The sequence below is a fragment of the Proteus vulgaris genome (genome assembly GCF_033708015.1).
Taxonomy (GTDB): domain Bacteria; phylum Pseudomonadota; class Gammaproteobacteria; order Enterobacterales; family Enterobacteriaceae; genus Proteus.
Window position 1 is genome coordinate 1740812 of the sequence record NZ_CP137920.1, and the last position, 18276, is coordinate 1759087.

16 protein-coding genes are annotated in these 18276 nt (G+C 38.3%); 9 read left to right on the forward strand and 7 right to left on the reverse strand.

Annotation, left to right across the window (positions count from 1 at the left end):
* Positions 1-95: 95 nt before the first annotated feature.
* From arnB to SB028_RS08380, 9 genes are all read left to right on the forward strand, one after another.
* Positions 96-1241, forward strand: coding sequence for a UDP-4-amino-4-deoxy-L-arabinose aminotransferase (gene arnB / locus SB028_RS08340; RefSeq protein ID WP_069369343.1), 1146 nt, complete (start codon positions 96-98; stop codon positions 1239-1241).
* A complete protein-coding gene (gene arnC, locus SB028_RS08345; RefSeq protein WP_069369342.1) occupies positions 1242-2222 on the forward strand; it encodes an undecaprenyl-phosphate 4-deoxy-4-formamido-L-arabinose transferase in 981 nt (326 codons plus the stop codon).
* Positions 2222-4204 carry a bifunctional UDP-4-amino-4-deoxy-L-arabinose formyltransferase/UDP-glucuronic acid oxidase ArnA gene (gene arnA, locus SB028_RS08350; protein WP_069369341.1) on the forward strand — a complete coding sequence of 661 codons (1983 nt, stop codon included), beginning with the start codon at positions 2222-2224 and terminating at the stop codon, positions 4202-4204. Before arnC ends, arnA begins: the two co-directional genes overlap by 1 nt.
* Before the next feature lie 9 nt (positions 4205-4213).
* The gene (arnD, locus tag SB028_RS08355) at positions 4214-5107 is read left to right on the forward strand and encodes a 4-deoxy-4-formamido-L-arabinose-phosphoundecaprenol deformylase (protein ID WP_069369340.1); all 894 of its coding nucleotides are present in this window, start codon (positions 4214-4216) and stop codon (positions 5105-5107) included.
* Between the two features lie 7 nt (positions 5108-5114).
* Positions 5115-6779: a lipid IV(A) 4-amino-4-deoxy-L-arabinosyltransferase gene (arnT, locus tag SB028_RS08360; RefSeq protein ID WP_069369339.1), complete on the forward strand. Its 1665-nt coding sequence runs from the start codon at positions 5115-5117 to the stop codon at positions 6777-6779.
* On the forward strand, positions 6779-7120 hold the full coding sequence (gene arnE, locus SB028_RS08365; protein ID WP_069369338.1) for a 4-amino-4-deoxy-L-arabinose-phosphoundecaprenol flippase subunit ArnE: 342 nt from the start codon (positions 6779-6781) through the stop codon (positions 7118-7120). The genes arnT and arnE overlap by 1 nt, the downstream gene beginning before the upstream one ends.
* Entirely contained in the window at positions 7117-7515 is a 399-nt protein-coding gene (gene arnF, locus SB028_RS08370) for a 4-amino-4-deoxy-L-arabinose-phosphoundecaprenol flippase subunit ArnF (protein WP_069369337.1), read from the forward strand. Before arnE ends, arnF begins: the two co-directional genes overlap by 4 nt.
* 148 nt (positions 7516-7663) lie before the next feature.
* The gene (locus SB028_RS08375) at positions 7664-8155 is read left to right on the forward strand and encodes a C40 family peptidase (protein WP_069369336.1); all 492 of its coding nucleotides are present in this window, start codon (positions 7664-7666) and stop codon (positions 8153-8155) included.
* 77 nt (positions 8156-8232) lie between these two features.
* Positions 8233-9252, forward strand: a complete 1020-nt coding sequence (locus SB028_RS08380) for a lipoate--protein ligase A (RefSeq protein ID WP_069369335.1) — start codon at positions 8233-8235, stop codon at positions 9250-9252.
* An 87-nt stretch (positions 9253-9339) separates the two neighbouring features.
* Here SB028_RS08380 and SB028_RS08385 read toward each other — a convergent pair whose 3' ends face one another.
* The 7 genes from SB028_RS08385 to SB028_RS08415 form a co-directional block, all read right to left on the reverse strand.
* The gene (locus SB028_RS08385) at positions 9340-9708 is read right to left on the reverse strand and encodes a helix-turn-helix domain-containing protein (protein ID WP_069369334.1); all 369 of its coding nucleotides are present in this window, start codon (positions 9706-9708) and stop codon (positions 9340-9342) included.
* Between the two features lie 506 nt (positions 9709-10214).
* Positions 10215-11009 carry a heme ABC transporter ATP-binding protein gene (locus tag SB028_RS08390; protein ID WP_260664750.1) on the reverse strand — a complete coding sequence of 265 codons (795 nt, stop codon included), beginning with the start codon at positions 11007-11009 and terminating at the stop codon, positions 10215-10217.
* A complete protein-coding gene (locus SB028_RS08395; RefSeq protein ID WP_069369332.1) occupies positions 11006-12010 on the reverse strand; it encodes a FecCD family ABC transporter permease in 1005 nt (334 codons plus the stop codon). The genes SB028_RS08390 and SB028_RS08395 overlap by 4 nt, the downstream gene beginning before the upstream one ends.
* Positions 12010-12825 (reverse strand): heme/hemin ABC transporter substrate-binding protein, encoded by an 816-nt coding sequence (locus tag SB028_RS08400; RefSeq protein WP_069369331.1) that lies wholly within the window; start codon positions 12823-12825, stop codon positions 12010-12012. Before SB028_RS08400 ends, SB028_RS08395 begins: the two co-directional genes overlap by 1 nt.
* Before the next feature lie 15 nt (positions 12826-12840).
* Positions 12841-13890 carry a hemin-degrading factor gene (locus SB028_RS08405; protein WP_069369330.1) on the reverse strand — a complete coding sequence of 350 codons (1050 nt, stop codon included), beginning with the start codon at positions 13888-13890 and terminating at the stop codon, positions 12841-12843.
* Between the two features lie 39 nt (positions 13891-13929).
* A complete protein-coding gene (locus tag SB028_RS08410; protein ID WP_069369329.1) occupies positions 13930-15957 on the reverse strand; it encodes a TonB-dependent hemoglobin/transferrin/lactoferrin family receptor in 2028 nt (675 codons plus the stop codon).
* A 68-nt stretch (positions 15958-16025) separates the two neighbouring features.
* Positions 16026-18209, reverse strand: a complete 2184-nt coding sequence (locus tag SB028_RS08415) for a TonB-dependent receptor domain-containing protein (RefSeq protein ID WP_069369328.1) — start codon at positions 18207-18209, stop codon at positions 16026-16028.
* Between the last annotated feature and the right edge of the window lie 67 nt (positions 18210-18276).

Genomic DNA, 18276 nt, shown 5'->3' on the forward strand with positions numbered 1-18276 from the left:
GGTTTTTTTAATATTTTCTTAATAAGGCGGATGTCGGTGAGCAATAGTTTGTATATAATTGTTTTTTATTCATTGATTAATTAGGCTACATTTTTATGAGTCACTTCCTTCCTTTCTCTCGCCCTGCGATTGGCGATGAAGAAATCAAAGCCGTTGAGGATGTACTGCGTTCAGGTTGGATTACAACAGGCCCTCAAAATCATCAATTAGAGCAAAATTTTTGTGAAAAATTTGGTAGCAAACATGCTATCGCGGTTTGTTCTGCTACTGCTGGTATGCATGTTGTTTTAATGGCGATGGGAATTGGTGCTGGTGATGAAGTGATCACTCCATCACAAACGTGGGTTTCAACGATAAATATCATTACGTTACTTGGCGCAGAACCCGTGATGGTTGATGTCGACCGTGATACCTTGATGGTGAGTGCAGAAGACGTCAAAAAAGCGATTACGCCTAGAACGAAAGCAATTATTCCCGTTCATTATGCAGGTGCACCTTGCGATCTTGATGCATTAAGAAAAGTTGCACAAGAAGCAGGGATCCCTCTTATTGAAGATGCTGCGCATGCTATTGGGACTCGATATAAAAATGAATGGATTGGTGAAAAAGGAACTTCTATCTTCTCTTTTCACGCAATTAAAAACGTAACTTGTGCAGAAGGTGGATTGGTTGTTACGGATAATGACGAATTAGCCAATAGAGTACGTTGCTTAAAATTCCACGGTTTAGGGGTAGACGCCTTTGATAGACAAATTCAAGGTCGTAAGCCTCAAGCGGAAGTTGTTGAACCTGGCTACAAATATAACTTATCTGATATTCATGCTGCGATTGCCGTGGTGCAATTAGGTCGTTTAGATGAAATGAATGCTAAACGCGCTGAATTAGTTGCACTGTATCGTGAAAAACTCAAAGACGCTCCATTAGAAATGTTGAGTGTCCCTGAATATTCACATCTGCATGCAAATCACCTATTTATGGTGAGAGTCGATAAAAATGCTTGTGGTATCGATCGTGATACCTTTATGGAAAAATTGAAGCAAAAAGATATTGGGACAGGGCTTCATTTCCGTGCTGCGCACACACAAAAATATTATCGTGAGCGCTATCCTTCTTTATCCCTTCCTCAATCAGAATGGAACTCTGCAACGTTATGCTCGCTGCCGCTGTTTCCTGATATGAGTCATGAAGATGTTATTCGCGTTGTCAATGCGATCAATGAAATTCTTTCGGAGCATATTTAAGTGTCAACATTTGAAAAAATCAAAAAAGTATCGGTTGTAATTCCCGTTTATAACGAGGAAGAAAGCCTTCCTCAGCTTTTAGAACGTACCATAAAGAGCTGTAAACAATTAGAACAAGAATATGAACTGATCCTTGTTGATGATGGTAGTAGTGACAATTCAGCTAAGATGTTAGAAGAAGCCGCTGCAATTGAAGAAAATCACGTTATTGCAATTATTTTAAATCGTAATTACGGTCAACACTCCGCCATTATGGCGGGTTTTAATCAGGCTGATGGTGATTTAGTGATCACATTAGATGCTGATTTACAAAATCCACCGGAAGAGATCCCAAGACTTGTCGCGACGGCTGAAGAAGGGTATGACGTTGTTGGAACACGTCGCCGTAATCGTCAAGATTCATGGTTCCGTAAAACCGCTTCAAAAATGATCAACTCCATGATCACTAAAGCAACCGGTCGCTCTATGGGAGATTATGGTTGTATGTTGCGAGCCTATCGTCGCCATATTGTTGATGCGATGTTACAGTGTCACGAAAGAAGTACATTTATTCCTATTCTTGCGAACACATTCGCTCGTCGTACTATTGAAATCGATGTTGCACACGCAGAGCGTGAATATGGCGATTCAAAATACAGTTTTTTAAAACTGATTAACTTAATGTACGACTTATTGACTTGTCTTACCACGGCACCATTACGTTTATTAAGCATTGTCGGCAGCGTGATCGCTGTATCTGGCTTTGTCTTAGCCTTATTGTTAATTATTTTACGTATTATTTTCGGTGCAATGTGGGCTGCTGAAGGTGTATTCACACTTTTTGCAATCTTATTTATGTTTATCGGAGCGCAGTTCGTTGCAATGGGCTTATTAGGTGAGTATATAGGCCGAATTTATAATGATGTAAGAGCGCGTCCTCGGTATTTTATCCAAAAAGTGGTTGGCGTTAATAAACCCAACGAAGATCAGGAAAAAGACTAATGAAAGCAATAGTATTTGCCTATCATGATATTGGCTGTGTTGGTTTAAAAGCACTTGAAAAAGCAGGTTATGATATTCAAGCTGTATTTACCCACACTGACGATCCTAATGAAAATCATTTCTTCTCATCTGTTGCTCGTGTGAGTGCAGAAATGGGGTTGACAGTATTTGCCCCCGAAAATGTCAATCATCCATTGTGGATTGAACGTGTTCGTGAAATGAAGCCTGATGTCATCTTTTCTTTCTATTATCGTCACATGTTAAGTGATGAGATCCTGAATTTGGCACCTAAAGGCGCATTTAATTTACACGGTTCTTTATTACCAAAATATCGTGGTCGTGCACCAATTAACTGGGCGATTGTGAACGGTGAAACAGAAACGGGTGTTACTCTGCATAAAATGACAGCGAAAGCGGATGCAGGTGATATCATCGCTCAAGAAAAAGTCACTATTGCAGATAATGATACTTCTCTGATTTTACATGAAAAAGTAAGAGAAGCTGCTGATAAGTTACTTTCTAACACATTACCCCATATTGCATCAGGAAATTATTCAACAACTGCGCAAGATGAAAGCCAAGCAACTTATTTTGGCCGTCGTTGCGCTGATGATGGTTTAATCGACTGGAACGTAGATGCAAAAACAGTTCACAACTTAGTACGTGCTGTTACAGAACCCTATCCAGGTGCATTCACTTTCTTAGGTGAACGTAAAATGATTATTTGGCGTTCACGCGTTGTTGCTGATAATCAAGATAAACGCCCTGGTACTGTCATTTCAACAGAACCTTTAGTGATTGCGTGTGCGAAAGGTGCAATTGAAGTCGTTACTGGACAAAGTGAAAATGGGCTTTATGTTCAAGGAAGTCGTTTAGCGGCTGAAATGGGCATTGTGACTGATGTTCGTGTTGGACCGAAAGCAACGGCACAAGTTAAACGTCGTAAACGTGTTTTAATTTTAGGTGTAAATGGCTTTATTGGTAACCATTTAACCGAGCGTCTATTGAAAGATGGTAACTATGATATCTATGGTATGGATATTGGTTCTTCTGCAATTGAGCGCTTTATCGGTAATCCACGTTTCCACTTTATTGAAGGCGACGTGAGCATTCATACAGAATGGATTGAATACCACATTAAAAAATGTGACGTTATTCTGCCATTAGTGGCTATTGCAACACCAATTGAATATACCCGTAATCCACTACGTGTATTTGAATTAGACTTTGAAGAAAACTTAAAAATAGTACGTTACTGCGTTAAATATAATAAACGTATTATTTTCCCATCCACATCAGAAGTTTATGGTATGTGTGATGATAAAGAATTTGACGAAGATAATTCACGCCTGATTGTTGGTCCAATAAATAAACAACGTTGGATTTACTCTGTATCTAAACAATTATTAGACCGAGTTATTTGGGCTTATGGTGCTAAAGATGGTCTGAAATTTACATTATTCCGTCCATTTAACTGGATGGGACCTCGTTTAGATAACTTAAATTCAGCTCGTATCGGTAGCTCTCGTGCAATCACACAATTAATTCTGAACTTAGTGGAAGGTTCACCAATTAAATTGGTTGATGGTGGTGAACAAAAACGTTGTTTCACGGATATCAATGATGGTATTGAAGCCTTGTTCCGTATTATTGAAAACCGTGATAACAAATGTGACGGCCAAATTATCAATATTGGTAACCCAACTAACGAAGCAAGTATTCGCGAATTAGCAGAAATGCTGTTAGATTGCTTTGAGAAACATGAGTTACGTGGTCACTTCCCTCCATTTGCGGGCTTTAAAAAGATTGAAAGTAGCAGTTACTATGGTAAAGGTTACCAAGATGTTGAACACCGTAAGCCAAGCATTAAGAACGCAGAGCGTTTATTGGATTGGAAACCAAGTATTGAAACTCGTCAAACAGTAGAAGAAACATTAGATTTCTTCTTACGTGGCGCAGTTGAAGAATTAGGCACTAAATAGGAATAAATAATGAAGAAAGTGGGTTTGAGAGTTGATGTGGATACTTATCAAGGAACGAAACAAGGTATTCCACAACTGCTGGATGTATTTGCCAGACATAACATTCATGCCAGCTTCTTCTTTAGTGTTGGTCCAGATAATATGGGGCGCCATTTATGGCGCCTTTTAAAGCCCAAATTTTTATGGAAAATGCTGAGATCTAATGCTGCATCGCTGTATGGCTTAGATATTTTATTAGCAGGAACAGCATGGCCTGGCAAAAAAATCGCTAAAAATTTAGGTTATTTGATGAAGAAAACCCAAGATGCGGGACATGAAGTGGGATTGCATTCATGGGATCATCAAGGTTGGCAGGCAAACGTTGGACGCTGGTCAACAGAAGAATTAATGCAACAAGTTCGTTTAGGTGTTGAAGCACTGGAAAAAGCACTTGAAAACCCTGTAAAATGTTCGGCAGTTGCTGGATGGCGAGCAGATGAACGCGTATTAACAGTTAAAGAAACTTTTCAATTCGATTACAATAGCGATTGTCGAGGAACGCATCCTTTTAGGCCTATTTTGGAAAATGGTTCTATCGGTACGGTGCAAATTCCAGTAACATTACCAACTTATGATGAAGTCGTTGGTACAAAGGTAAAGGATGAAGATTTTAATCAATTTATTATTGATGAAATCAAAAAAGACAACGGAATACCTGTTTATACTATCCACACCGAAGTTGAAGGAATGTCAAAAGCTGCTCAATTTGAGCAATTATTGGCAATGATTGCAAATGAAGGCATCGAATTCTGTCCGTTAAGCGATTTATTACCACAAGATAAAGAAATGCTTCCGATGGGTAAAGTTGTTCGATCTGACTTTCCAGGTCGAGAAGGCTGGTTAGGGTGCCAACAAGAGGTCTAACGAAACTATGTTGAATAACCGGGCGAGTAAAATCGGGGCCATCCTCTTGGCTCTTTTTTTTGTTCTTACCTACTTATTTCCATTGAACAGCCGGTTATTATGGCAACCAGATGAAACGCGTTATGCGGAAATTAGCCGAGAAATGGTGGTGAGCGGAAACTGGATTGTTCCCCATATGCTCGATATTCGCTATTTTGAGAAGCCCGTAGCGGGTTACTGGATCAATAATGTTAGCCAATTAATTTTTGGTCACACTAATTTTGCGGTACGTTTTGGCTCCGTTATATCTATTCTCTTAAGCACATTGCTTGTTTATTTATTGGCAAGAATGATGTGGCGTAACCGCCAAGTCGCTTTTGTCTCTAGCTTAATCTATTTATCCATGTTCTTAGTGTTTAGTGTAGGCACCTACAGTGTATTAGATCCTATGTTGGCACTTTGGGTTACTGCAAGTATGGTTTGTTGTTTCTGGGCGCTTAAAGCGACCACAGTAAAAACACGAATATTGGCGTGGATAACATTAGGACTTGCATGTGGTATGGCATTTATGACCAAAGGATTCTTAGCGTTAGCTATCCCGGTCATTGTTATGATACCTATCACTTTGTATCAAAAACAATTTACGCAAATGTTGCTCTATGGCTTACTGGCCGTATTTAGTGCTGCATTAATTAGTTTGCCATGGGCATTGGCTGTTGCAAAAGCAGAACCTGATTATTGGCATTACTTCTTCTGGGTTGAACATATTCAACGTTTTTCGGGTGAAGATGCTCAACATAGTTCTCCATTTTGGTACTATATTCCAGTTGTCTTATTAGGTGTTATCCCTTGGCTTGGATTGCTTCCAGGTGCATTAATGAGTGCTTGGAAGAAAAGACGTAAACGTCCTGAATTATTCTTCTTATTATGCTGGTTTGTTGTTCCATTCTTATTTTTTAGTATTGCGAAAGGTAAACTACCGACTTATATGCTGCCATTTATGGCACCGCTAGCAATGCTAATGGCGAAATATGGCGTAGATTGTGCTCGAAAATTTAGAATGAAAGCGCTACGTATTAACGGTTATATTAATATTTTTATTGGCGTTGCTGCTGTTATCGCTATTTTAGTCATCCAACTTGCCTCTTCAAAGCCTATTTATATGCCATATGAATGGTCGAAATGGGTATTAGCTATAGTGGCATTCTCATTATGGGGCATAATTGGCTATCTTTGCTCCACACTTAATGGAAAACATTGGTTGTGGGCGGCATCTTGTTCACTTGGCGTAAGCTTATGTATTGGTCAGGCAATACCAAATAGCAGTGTGGATGGAAAGTTGCCTCAAGAATTTATTCGCCAAAATATAGAGGCATTAAACGCAAGCAAATACATTGTGAGCAATAGTGTTGGTATTGGGGCAGGATTGGCGTGGGAGTTACAGCGTAGTGATATCTATCTTTATGAAAGAACAGGTGAATTAACTTATGGTGTTGAAAAGTATCCAGATTCTCAACACAAATTAATTAAACCTGATAATTTTGCTCAGTGGTTAGAAAAAGCGAGGAAAGAAGGGAATGTTTCAGTTGTTATTTCCTTTAAAGATCCTAAGAAATTAGCACAATTGCCAAGACCTGAAGAGTTGGTGACAAATCATCGCGTTGCTATTTTAACTTATGAGAAACGTAATTGATGTCATTTGTTTTATTGCTAATCGTGAGCTTTTTGACCTGCATTGGACAAGTATGTCAAAAACAGGCAGTGGTTAGCTGGCAAAGTGACTCATTAACAAAAGCCAGAAAAACGATCTTCTGGCTTTTTGTTGCTATTGCAATGCTTGGTTTGGGGATGCTATTTTGGTTACGATTATTACAAATCCTCCCGCTAAGTATTGCTTATCCTATGTTAAGTATTAATTTTATTGTAGTGACATTAATTGGTCAGTTTGTTTATAAAGAGCCCGTTAATATAAGGCATTGGATTGGTATCGCGTCAATTATGGTTGGTATTGTATTGATGAGTATGCAAGCATGAAAGGCTATCTATGGGCAATTGGAAGCGCACTATTAGTAACAGCGGCTCAATTGCTATTAAAATTTGGCATGTCTGAATTGCCGGATTTACAACTAGAAAAGCAGTGGTTTGATTTTTCATGGCTATGGGGCAATATAACGCCACTCGCTATCGTGTTTGCTGGTCTTGTTGGTTATGTCCTTTCTATGGTGTGTTGGCTATTCACTTTACGTACCATTCCTTTAAATAAAGCCTATCCGCTGATCAGCTTAAGTTATGTATTTGTTTATATTCTTGCAGTGATATTACCTTGGTTTCAAGAAACACCCTCATGGACAAAAACAGCAGGTGTTGTATTTATCATGGTTGGTGTGTGGTTAATAAGCCAAAAAACGAAAGAAGCGCAATCACACTAACATAATGATGATCGAATTTATTTTCTGAACTCTGTTGTTAATCGTGCTATTTATTCTACCAATCGTCACTCATTCATCTTCAATAACTTGTTTTTGCTTAAAAAAGCAGATAGATTTTAAAATCTATGATAGCAATAAGGTGGATGCAATGAGAAAGTCCGTTTTTTATCCTTTCTTACTCTGTATTATTCTGTTGGCTGGATGTTCATCAACTCCATCTAAGCGTATTCCACCAGCGCCTCCATTAAAAACACAACTTTCCGATCCTATCATGGTGATAGTGCAATTAAAATCGCAACTCGAGCAATGGTATGGTACGCCATATAGTTATGGTGGAATGACGCCTTCGGGCATTGATTGCTCAGGCTTTGTGTATAAAACTTACAGTGATCGCTTTGATATAAAGCTTCCCCGAATGACCATTGATCAAACTAAATATGGTACACAAATCAGTAAAAGTGATTTAATGCCAGGTGATTTGGTTTTCTTCAAAACCGGTGGCGGTGAAAATGGGCTTCATGTCGGTATTTATGATACTGATAATACATTTATCCATGCATCAACTAGCAAAGGCGTAACGCGTTCATCCCTTGATAATGTCTATTGGAAAAAGACATTCTGGCAAGCTCGTCGATTGTAGTTTCGTGCCATTTAACAGCCTAATATATTGAGAGTTATGGTATCTTATACCTTATTTTCTTCATATAGGTATTCCTTATGTCAGGCAAATTGCGTTTGTTAATTTCCGAGTCTTTTGATCCTTGGTTTAACCTTGCTGTTGAAGAGTGTATTTTTAGACAAATGCCCGCTGATCAACGCGTACTATTTCTTTGGCGTAACGATAATACGGTAGTTATTGGGCGAGCACAAAATCCATGGAAAGAGTGTAATACCCGTAAAATGGATGAAGATGGTGTTAAATTAGCGCGCCGTTCAAGTGGTGGTGGTGCTGTTTTCCATGATCTTGGCAATACCTGTTTTACCTTTATGGCAGGAAAGCCAGAATATAATAAAACGATTTCAACTCAAATTATTCTTAATGGGTTATTAAAAGCGGGGATTAATGCTACGGCATCAGGACGTAACGATTTAGTGGTTCCCCAAGATGAGGGCGAAAGAAAGGTTTCTGGATCAGCCTATAAAGAGACTAAAGATCGTGGTTTTCATCATGGCACATTATTAATAAATGCTAACTTATCTAGATTAGCTAATTATCTCAATCCAGATCCGAAAAAGCTTCAAGCTAAAGGTATCACTTCTGTACGTTCCCGAGTGGCTAATTTGGTCGAGCTTAAACCTAATATTACTCATGAAGAACTTTGTGAAACTATCACTGAAAGCTTTTTTGAATACTATGGTGAGCGAGTCGATGCTGAGATTATTTCACCGCAAAAGTTACCTGATTTACCTGGTTTTGAAGAAACATTTGCTAAACAAAGTAGTTGGGAATGGAATTTTGGGCAAGCTCCTGCGTTTTCACATCTTTTAGATAATCGTTTTAAATGGGGAGGCGTTGAGCTACATTTTGACGTTGAGCGTGGCAATGTTATTAGAAGCCAAATCTATACAGATAGTTTAGATCCTGCACCATTAGAAACATTATCAGAGATGTTGGTAGGGCAGCGTTATACACCTGGATCCTTAAAAGGGCTTATTGAGCAGCTCATTCAGCGTTATCCTAATAATAAAATGGAGCTTAATGAGCTTCAAGAATGGCTTGTGGCAGCAATAGCGTAATTTTTATTAATGCTAAAAAATAATAAAAAATAAAAACCAGCTAAAAGAGCTGGTTTTTTCATTAAGAATAATGTGATGCGAAATTGATTAATGATTTTCACATGACATAAAGCAATGAGTGTCTGGCATTTTGCCATTTTCTCTAAATTTAGCGGGTGTAGTATTGAAATGCTTTTTAAAGATACGTGTAAATGTTGCTTGAGAGCTAAAGCCATACATTAAAGCAATATCTAAAATAGACATGTCTTTTTCTTGTAATGATTTAGCGGCTTCTAATAAGCGACGTTTACGAACATACTCGCCTAATGTGCAGCCTTTAAAATCTTTAAAAATACGCTGCAAGTGCCACTTCGAGTAGCCGCTTTTATTTGCTATCGTATCGATTTTTATACCTTCGTTACGTTGTAACTGGGTTTCTAACCATTTCAGAATATCATTAACGACATTTTCAGCCATAAAACCTCCCACAAAAATGGTGGGGACACGATGCCCAAGTAAATAGAATAGTAACGTATGTTATTTATAACCTATTTTAAGCATGGGGAAAATAACAGGTAGGCAAAAAGTGCTTTTCGTGATTGATAATCATTATCACAATGATAGGTGTATCTTATATAGTTCAACCAAGGTTCAGTTTATTGAATCTTTCAGGTTAAAAATGTTATTTTGTATGACTTTTACTTTGTTGAATTTATTGATTTATTTTTTCAACTTAATAGCACTGTTATACCTTTTATTTTTAACTCTGTTATATTTTTTGTGTGAAATAAAAGCTAATCATTGATTAAGGTGTATTTTAAAGTCAATTAATTTGATTAAATGTCGAAAAATTAAAATAAGATTTATTAATCAATTAAAGGGGGCTTTTACTCTTTTATTTTCAATTGATAAGTTTATTGAGAATAAATTAACCAAGCCAACTCTTAGAAAGTAATGCTAAAAGGTGGCTTGGTCATAAAATTTTACCGACGTAGAAAGACTTGAGGATATAAATGTTCTGGATGAGTATTCACACTCACATCTGCGCCATACCATTTTTGAATATTTTCTGTTGTGAGTACACTGTATGGCGTACCTTCACAAACTAACTTTCCTTGATGCAATAATAGAATTCTATCAGCATAAAGAGACGCTAAATTAAGATCATGCAAAACACAGCACACCATAAGATTTTGTGTTTTTGCCAATTGTTTTAATAAACGTAAACTGTGTTGCTGGTGGTAAAGATCAAGTGCAGAGGTCGGTTCATCGAGGAACAATGCAGCATCTTGTGGTGTAGGGTGCCATAATTGCGCTAATACTCTAGCAAGTTGCACTCGCTGTTGTTCCCCTCCTGATAACTGGCGATAGTCTCTATCCTTAAATTTTAAACAATCTGTTTGGCGTAGTGCGGTTTCAATGGCGATTTTTTTATGTTGCTGACCATGAGGTGTTCTTCCCATGGCAACCACTTCTTCGACTGAAAATGAAAATGAGAGCTGACTATTTTGTCGCATAACAGCGCGGTTTTGCGCTAATTGTTGGCTATTCCATTGTGAATAGGTTTTTTGTTTAAAATAACATAGGCCTTGTGTTGGTCTTATATAGCCTGTTAATAAGCGTAATAGCGATGACTTTCCAGCACCATTCGGCCCAATAATGGTAACTAATTCTCCAGCATTAAGTGAAAGTGACACATCATCAATAATCGTCTTATTGCCAATTTGGTGAGTTAAATGATTTCCATAAAGTAATGGTGTGTTTTGTTTTTCGATCATGACATTCTTCCTGCGGGTTGTCGTAAGATAAGCCAAAGGAAATAAGGGCCACCAATTAATCCTGTAATAAGCCCCACAGGGATTTCTGCTGGAGATACCAGTGTTCGTGATAATGTATCAGCTGCGAGTAAGAGCGTAGCACCACCTAAGATAGTGGCTGGTAATAGCCATACATGATTACTACCAATACGTATACGAATAAGGTGTGGAATTACAAGTCCAATAAATCCAATAACGCCACTTAAAGCGACAGCACAGCCAATTAAGATGGCGCTAAGCAGTAGTAAAATAAACTTGGTTCTTCTTACATTTAGTCCTAAATAATGCGCTTCTTCATCACCAAGTTGTAATAGGTTTAATTTATGACTTTGCCAACATGCCAAAATACTGACAGGAATGATTACAAGGGTTGCAATGGATAAGGTTTTCCAGTCAATCTGGCTTAATGAACCCATCATCCAAAGAGAGAATTGACGTAATTGTTGATCAGTGCTGATATAACTTAATACACCAATAAAAGACATGCATAGTGCATTGATAGCAATCCCAGCAAGCAATAATCGTGCTAAATTACCGTCACTCAATTGGTGTAATGAGAAGATAATCATTGCCACAATTAAACCGCCAATAAAGGCGGCGATAATATGACTGTAAAATGCAAAGGCGGGTGAAAAAGAGAACGGTAGAATAATCACAATGGCTACCATTAGTGCAGCACCACTACTAATACCAAGTAAACCAGGATCAGCTAATGAGTTTCTAAATAATCCCTGCATTATCGCACCTGATATTGCTAAAGCACCGCCAACGAGAATGGCCAATAATACGCGAGGTAGGCGAATATCTAGCCAAATTTGCCATTCCATATCATCAAAAGAGCTATTCCATAATGTATGAAACGAAAGGGCTAATGCACCGCTATTCACAGAAATTAATGCAACAGTAATAAGCAAAAAGAGTAAAACTAAAAGACTCATCCACGGTGAATGAAAACGAGACATTATTGCTCCAACGCTTGACGAATTTGATGCATGACTTCTGGTGTTGAAAGGGTAAAGCCTAATAATCCCATGTCATCAACAACAACATAATGCTTGTTTTTACCCGCAGGTGTGTATTTTATACCGGGCAATTCCCACAGTTTTTCAATTCCGCCAATACCTTTAATACCTTCTTTGGTGACCAGCAAAATATCAGGTTGGCTTGCAATAACCCCTTCTTGAGAAAGTGGACGATAGCTTGTAAACCCTTGCATAGCATTTTTACCACCGACTAATGAAATAATGGTATCTGCGGCTGTATTTTGACCCGCTGCCATTGGAACAACACCACCATGACTCATGATATAAATGATTTTCTTATTGATAGGCGTGGTTGGAATTTGCTTGATTGAGAGGGCCAGTTTCTCTTTTAATTGATCGCCTTCTTGTTCTTTATTTAAAACAGTCGCAATCGTCTCTATTTTTTCATTAATGGCTTCTAATGAATGTGTACCGGTAATTGTTTTAACAGCGACTCCTGCTTCTTTAATTCGACGTAATGCTAAAGAAGGGCGAGCTAATTCGCTGGTAATGATCAACGTTGGTTTGACAGATAAGATCCCTTCAGGATTTAGCATCCGCATATAACCTACATCAGGAAGTGTTTTCACTTGTTCAGGAACTAAACTAGTGCTGTCTCTTGCGATAATCTGCTCGCCTGCACCTAATGCGAAAACAATTTCTGTAATATCACCACCAATAGTAACAATACGTTCATTGGCTGAAGTGATGAACGATAGGGTGCTACACAGGATCAAAAGAAGCCATTTTTTCATTAAACCATTCTCCGATTAGGCGATTTTAGTGAGGGTATTCACTTGTTCACGCCACTGTTGTTGCTCTGCAGTACCTTCAGTGCGTTGTCCATAGAGTTGAGCAATTTGTTGTCCCTTGTTATCAAAGATTTCAAGGCTGGTAACAAAACCATCTTGAGTTGGTTTACGTGTCACCCAACTTTCTGCGATTTCACTTTCAATTAAATGAAGAGTAAAAGCAGGATTGAAAATATTGATCCAAACTTGTTCGCTATTTTCAAATTGATGAGGAACTAGGCGATCAATTTGTCCTGTAAAAATTTGTACACAACCACGGCTACCGACGAAGATCATGATCTCGTTTTGTGCTTCTTTAGCGAGTTCTAATAAAGTTTTCAGTGCGCTGTTATCGACTTGATAGGCGAGATCGTCAGGAACCGCTTTAAATGCTTGTTGACGACTTAAGTTATTTTCTTTTAGTAGTTTGAAGAATTGGTGAACGTCAGTCATTGAACGCCATTGTTGTTCAAGTTGTTCCGCTAATTCATGACTAACTGGCGTATTTGAGTATGGTTCAACAGGCGTGATATCAAGAGCAGGATTTTCTTCCAATAAGAATGATTGAATAAGTGCATTCCATTCATCCATATTTGTGTTATCTGTCGCATAGATTTTATGTAATGCATCACCATGCATATCAAAGAATTGAATACTATAACGGATCCCTTTTGATGTCTCTTCGGCAAGGGCAAAAATGCTTGACCAATAAGCGAAGAAAAAGCGTAAATCCATTGCTCGGGGATTTAAGATTAAACCTGCGTGATCGCTAAAACGTGCATTTGTGTATTCACCAAGGTGTTCATGAACAGCAATATCATTGCGAGTAATAGCTTTGACTTCACCGACTTTACTTAATGCTTTTAATAATTCTTGTACCTCATTGCGTAAACGCATTGCATCGTGTTCTACGCGTGCGTGCGTGAGTTCAGCTTCACTGATATTTAAGTAAGCAGCAAGATCACGCGCATATGATGCTTTTTTATCCGCTTTAGCTTGCAGGTAGCTCTCATAAAGAGATTTATTCACAGAAACTCCTATTAGATAGTTCGTTGATTTTATTGTTAATTACCACTGATAACTTACCAGTACTTTTGCATTTCGACCTTCTTGAGGAATGCCGGCAGAAGAATAATAAGTTTTATCAAATGCGTTACTCAGTACAAATGAAGTTGTTAACCCTTTTAATGCAGCATTACCTTCATAACGAAGGTAAAAATCATTAACGCCATAACCTGCTTGTTGGCGATGGGTTGGGCGATTAAAACGGTCGTGTTTGGTAAAATCCGTTTTTTTGGTAAATTGACTAATCCAACCGACAGAAAAATCGGTATTGGGTACAGGCACATCAAAGCGATTGGTTAATGTATCTGGCTCAATTGAAGTAATTGAGGCGTTAGTCGCATTATCTTTCCCTTTGGTGTGGTTGTAGGCTAAATCCCAATTAAAGAATTTCGATTGGTAACTCATAGAAACATCCCACCCCCAAATAGTTGCTCTTGAAATATTTGTTGATTGTGTATATCCCTGAAAAATAGAGACATCGGCATCAATATAATCTTTTGCACGAGTATTAAAATGGGCAGCTTTAATTTTCAGATTATCATTATTAGATAATAAATCGTCGAATTGAAAACCGAACCCATATTCAGTAGTTGAATTGGTTTCGGGCTTTAAATTGGGGTTTGGACGCCAATAGTTTGTTGGCGCGCCAGGGAAAGGAGCATCAAAATGTTTCGCGTCGTTATACATCTCACCTAAAGTTGGCGCTCTAAATGCCTGTGAATAAGAAGTATAAAGCATTGACCAGTCAGTCGGTGTGATACTCATTGCCCCTTTTGATGACCATTTATCCGCAGTAATGTCATCATAACGATCGTTTTGACTTTTATATTTGTCAAAACGGGTTCCTAAAATTAAGGAGACAGGTAAATCACGTAAAGTGATTTCATCTTGCACCCAACCTGACATAAATCGAATATCGGCTTGTGGGAAGCTTTCGGCATGTTGGCTCGGTGATTGTTTTTGTTTATAAACCTCACCACCATAAGTCAATCCATGTGATGCAAAGTTGTATGTACCGATTTGTGAGCGGTTTTCGAGTTTTACGCCATAGGTTTTTTGTTCTCGACCTTCAAATCCTTTTTGTTCGGTTTTGGCATTGATATCAACTTCACTGTAATAAGCCTGTGTTTTCAAATTAATCCATTGTAAATCTGAAGGATCAAATTGATAGGTTAACTGAACATCTTTTTGTGTCGTGGTGCGATCCGTTTCTACATTAGCAAGTGTAGGATTCGAGGGAATTTGAGGATTTTTAGGTTGATTTGTATTGTTATGGTAATAGCGGAATTGTCCACTTAATGTGTTGCTATCATCAATTAGCCAACGCCCTTTAGAAAGGAGGTTAATAATGGTTTCATCATTTTGAGCGCGATAACCGCCACCATAACGGATATCACCTTTATCGCGAGCTGATAATGCAACGAGCCCATCAAGATTATCGTGTCTACCAAAAGCTGTAACACCCAAACCTTGGCTATGTTGAGCAGTATTGCCAAGACCAGTAATACGCACGCCACCTTGTTTGTTTTTTGGAAGTAGATCGCTTGCATCAACAGTGTCATAAGCGATAACACCGCCAAGAGCGCCACTACCATATAAAAGTGCAGATGGACCACGAATAACCTCAACTTGTTTTATAAGTAGAGGATCAACAAAAATACTATCGATATGCCCCGTATCTGTTCCTTGGCGTACACCATCTACAAGTGTCAGTATGCCATTTTTACTGTATCCACGCATACTGATGGTTTCACCATTAGTACGGCCCGCACCTGAAATAGAAATCCCAGGTACATGACGAAGTAATTCAGAAGCACTTCCTGCGGTTTCTGACCACGCATTATTATTTTTGATAACCGTTGACATTACGGGTAATGTAAAACTATCGCGTTCATTACCTGTCGCATAAACAGTAAGCACCTCAGAGTTTCTTCCTTCATTAGTTTGTGTTTTCTCTTGTGCAGATACACAAGCAGAAGAGATAGCAACAGCAAGCAAACTAAATTTAATCAATATAGATGGCTGAGACATGCGGATGGATCTCCGTTATTTAATGGGCTGTTAAACAGCCCTTTGTGATATAAATCATTGCTCCTCATCTACCAGCGATAACTGACGGACATTTTGATATTTCTGCCTTCTTGTGGCACACCTAATGCCGAGAAGTACTCTCGATTAAAGGCATTAGTGAGTACCAATGCGGCTTGAACATCTTTATTATTTTGAGATTGATAACTGATTGAGAAATCATGAATGCCATAGCCTGGATATTGAGTAATCAGCTCTTGCATTCGATTTGTTGTTTTGCCTTTTACGTGAGGTGCGCGCCCTTTGTGTGTGCCTTTATTTTCTGTTGCACTGGCAAATTTGCCCGACCATCCTAATGAGAAGGACGTTTTAGCAATAGGCAGTTGAATAAAGGTTGTGAGTATTTCAGGACGAACTGGCGAAATGGTTTCATGTGTGGTTAATTCAAGGGTTTTAGTGCGATTATAGCCTAATCCAATAGATATTAATGGATGTGAATAGCGTAGACCAAGATCAACACCGTCGATAAGTGCTTGAGGAATATTAATCGCTTGTAGATGAAGCTTTTTCGTTAGTACACGAGCATCCCAAATATCATAGGTAATATAATCTATGGCTTTTGTATCAAAATAAGCGGCATTCAGAGAAAATTCATCATTAGCTGTTAATAAGTGTGAAAAAGTCAGTTTTCCACCATATTCCCAAGTGCGGTTTTTTTCAGGACTAAGATTAGGATTTGGGATCCAAAATCCTTTTGCTGTACGACCCAAAATAGCAGGTATTTCAAAATGAAGTGAGTCGTTAAACATTTCATTTAGCGTGGGTACCCTCATATTGGTTGAATATGAGGTATAGAGTTGTAACCATTGTGTTGGTGTAAAGGTTAGTGCAATATTTTTACTAATATTGCTGTCACTTGCTTGATGAAAATCGGGTTTATGTTGTTTAAAATCCTCTAAAAGCACACTTAACTCGCTCTGAGGTTTATTTTTATAATAGTGATAACGTAAACCGGTTGTTAATGCTAAAGGTAAATGTGGTGTCGAGAACTGACTTTCTACCCAGCCCGCAGCATAAAGCATTTTGGCGAGAGGGAAGTTTTTAGCTGCTTGGTTAGAAACCATTTTTTGTTGATAAAATTCTGAACCCAAAGTCATTTTTTGGTTTAATTTATCTGAATAGGAAAATTGAGAGAGGTTCTCAATTTTTAATCCATAAGTTAATTGTGTCCGATCTTCATTTTTACCTATTTTCCCTTGTTGATTTTTTCTGCGTTGATAATCAGAAAGAGAGGTATCAGTCAAAAATGTTTGATTAATATTGAATTGTGAATAATACAAATGACTGGTTAGATTAATCCAATTGTGTGTTTCAGGCTCATAATGATAAGTAATCGAATAATTTTTCTGTTCAGATTTACGTTCTACTTGGTTACTTTTATTTTTTCCAAATCCGCCCATACGATGTAACACTTCTCGCTGAGTGCCTTTATTTTCATAATGTCGAGCTGAAAAAATAAGAGTCTGGTTTTCAGTTGGATAGAGATAAGCTTTAGCAAAAAAGTTATTAACATGTTCGTGATTTTCGAGTTTATCACCATTAGCAAGGCGAATAGGGCCTCGTTGACGTTGGCTGTAAGCAAATAAACCTTCAGCTATATCGTGTCGTCCTGCAATCACACCGCCATAAGTGAAATGCTTATCTGCGGAGGAAAGTGAGGTAAATAATTTGGCGCTGAGTTTTTCATCTATTTTTAATAAACTATGAGGATCAAGTGTTTGAAATGAAACAACGCCGCCCATTGCACCATGACCGTGTAATACGGGGGATGAGCCTTGTTTTATATCAATACGTTTAACTAATGAAGGGTCGAGAAAAATACCACCTAAATTGTTGATAGTAGTTTCTAAAGGTTGCTCGATACCATCGACTAAAATCTTGACGCCTTTTTGATCGTATCCTCGCATCAGAATATTCGCGCCATTTGTGATACCCGTTCCTGATAATGTCACACCAGCAACATCTTTTAACATTTCTCCCGCAGTGGATGCGGTTTGTGTTTTAGCTGAAGAAGCATCAATAACAGAGCGAAAATCTGAGGTTCGATCGTCGTTATAGCCAATAACAGTAAGAGAGTCCGTTCCTGTATTTTCAAGATGTGCAGAGGCAATAGGGGAATACAGCAGACAAAGTGCTGTTGCTATACCTGAATATTTGAAATGTTTTTTCAGCATACACATACCATAAATGTCCATAAAAAGTCCTTGTATATGGAGTTATTTAGCTGGCTGCCTAGCTGAAGGGGTAGGTGGCTTGCAAGTT

Bases quoted from the DNA above. Each gene is read 5' to 3' on its own strand.
- arnB (WP_069369343.1), top strand. From the start codon at position 96: ATGAGTCACTTCCTTCCTTTCTCTCGCCCTGCGATTGGCGATGAAGAA.
- arnA (WP_069369341.1), top strand. From the start codon at position 2,222: ATGAAAGCAATAGTATTTGCCTATCATGATATTGGCTGTGTTGGTTTA.
- arnD (WP_069369340.1), top strand. From the start codon at position 4,214: ATGAAGAAAGTGGGTTTGAGAGTTGATGTGGATACTTATCAAGGAACG.
- arnT (WP_069369339.1), top strand. From the start codon at position 5,115: ATGTTGAATAACCGGGCGAGTAAAATCGGGGCCATCCTCTTGGCTCTT.
- arnE (WP_069369338.1), top strand. From the start codon at position 6,779: ATGTCATTTGTTTTATTGCTAATCGTGAGCTTTTTGACCTGCATTGGA.
- arnF (WP_069369337.1), top strand. From the start codon at position 7,117: ATGAAAGGCTATCTATGGGCAATTGGAAGCGCACTATTAGTAACAGCG.
- SB028_RS08375 (WP_069369336.1), top strand. From the start codon at position 7,664: ATGAGAAAGTCCGTTTTTTATCCTTTCTTACTCTGTATTATTCTGTTG.
- SB028_RS08380 (WP_069369335.1), top strand. From the start codon at position 8,233: ATGTCAGGCAAATTGCGTTTGTTAATTTCCGAGTCTTTTGATCCTTGG.
- SB028_RS08385 (WP_069369334.1), bottom strand. From the start codon at position 9,708: ATGGCTGAAAATGTCGTTAATGATATTCTGAAATGGTTAGAAACCCAG.
- SB028_RS08390 (WP_260664750.1), bottom strand. From the start codon at position 11,009: ATGATCGAAAAACAAAACACACCATTACTTTATGGAAATCATTTAACT.
- SB028_RS08395 (WP_069369332.1), bottom strand. From the start codon at position 12,010: ATGTCTCGTTTTCATTCACCGTGGATGAGTCTTTTAGTTTTACTCTTT.
- SB028_RS08400 (WP_069369331.1), bottom strand. From the start codon at position 12,825: ATGAAAAAATGGCTTCTTTTGATCCTGTGTAGCACCCTATCGTTCATC.
- SB028_RS08410 (WP_069369329.1), bottom strand. From the start codon at position 15,957: ATGTCTCAGCCATCTATATTGATTAAATTTAGTTTGCTTGCTGTTGCT.
- SB028_RS08415 (WP_069369328.1), bottom strand. From the start codon at position 18,209: ATGGACATTTATGGTATGTGTATGCTGAAAAAACATTTCAAATATTCA.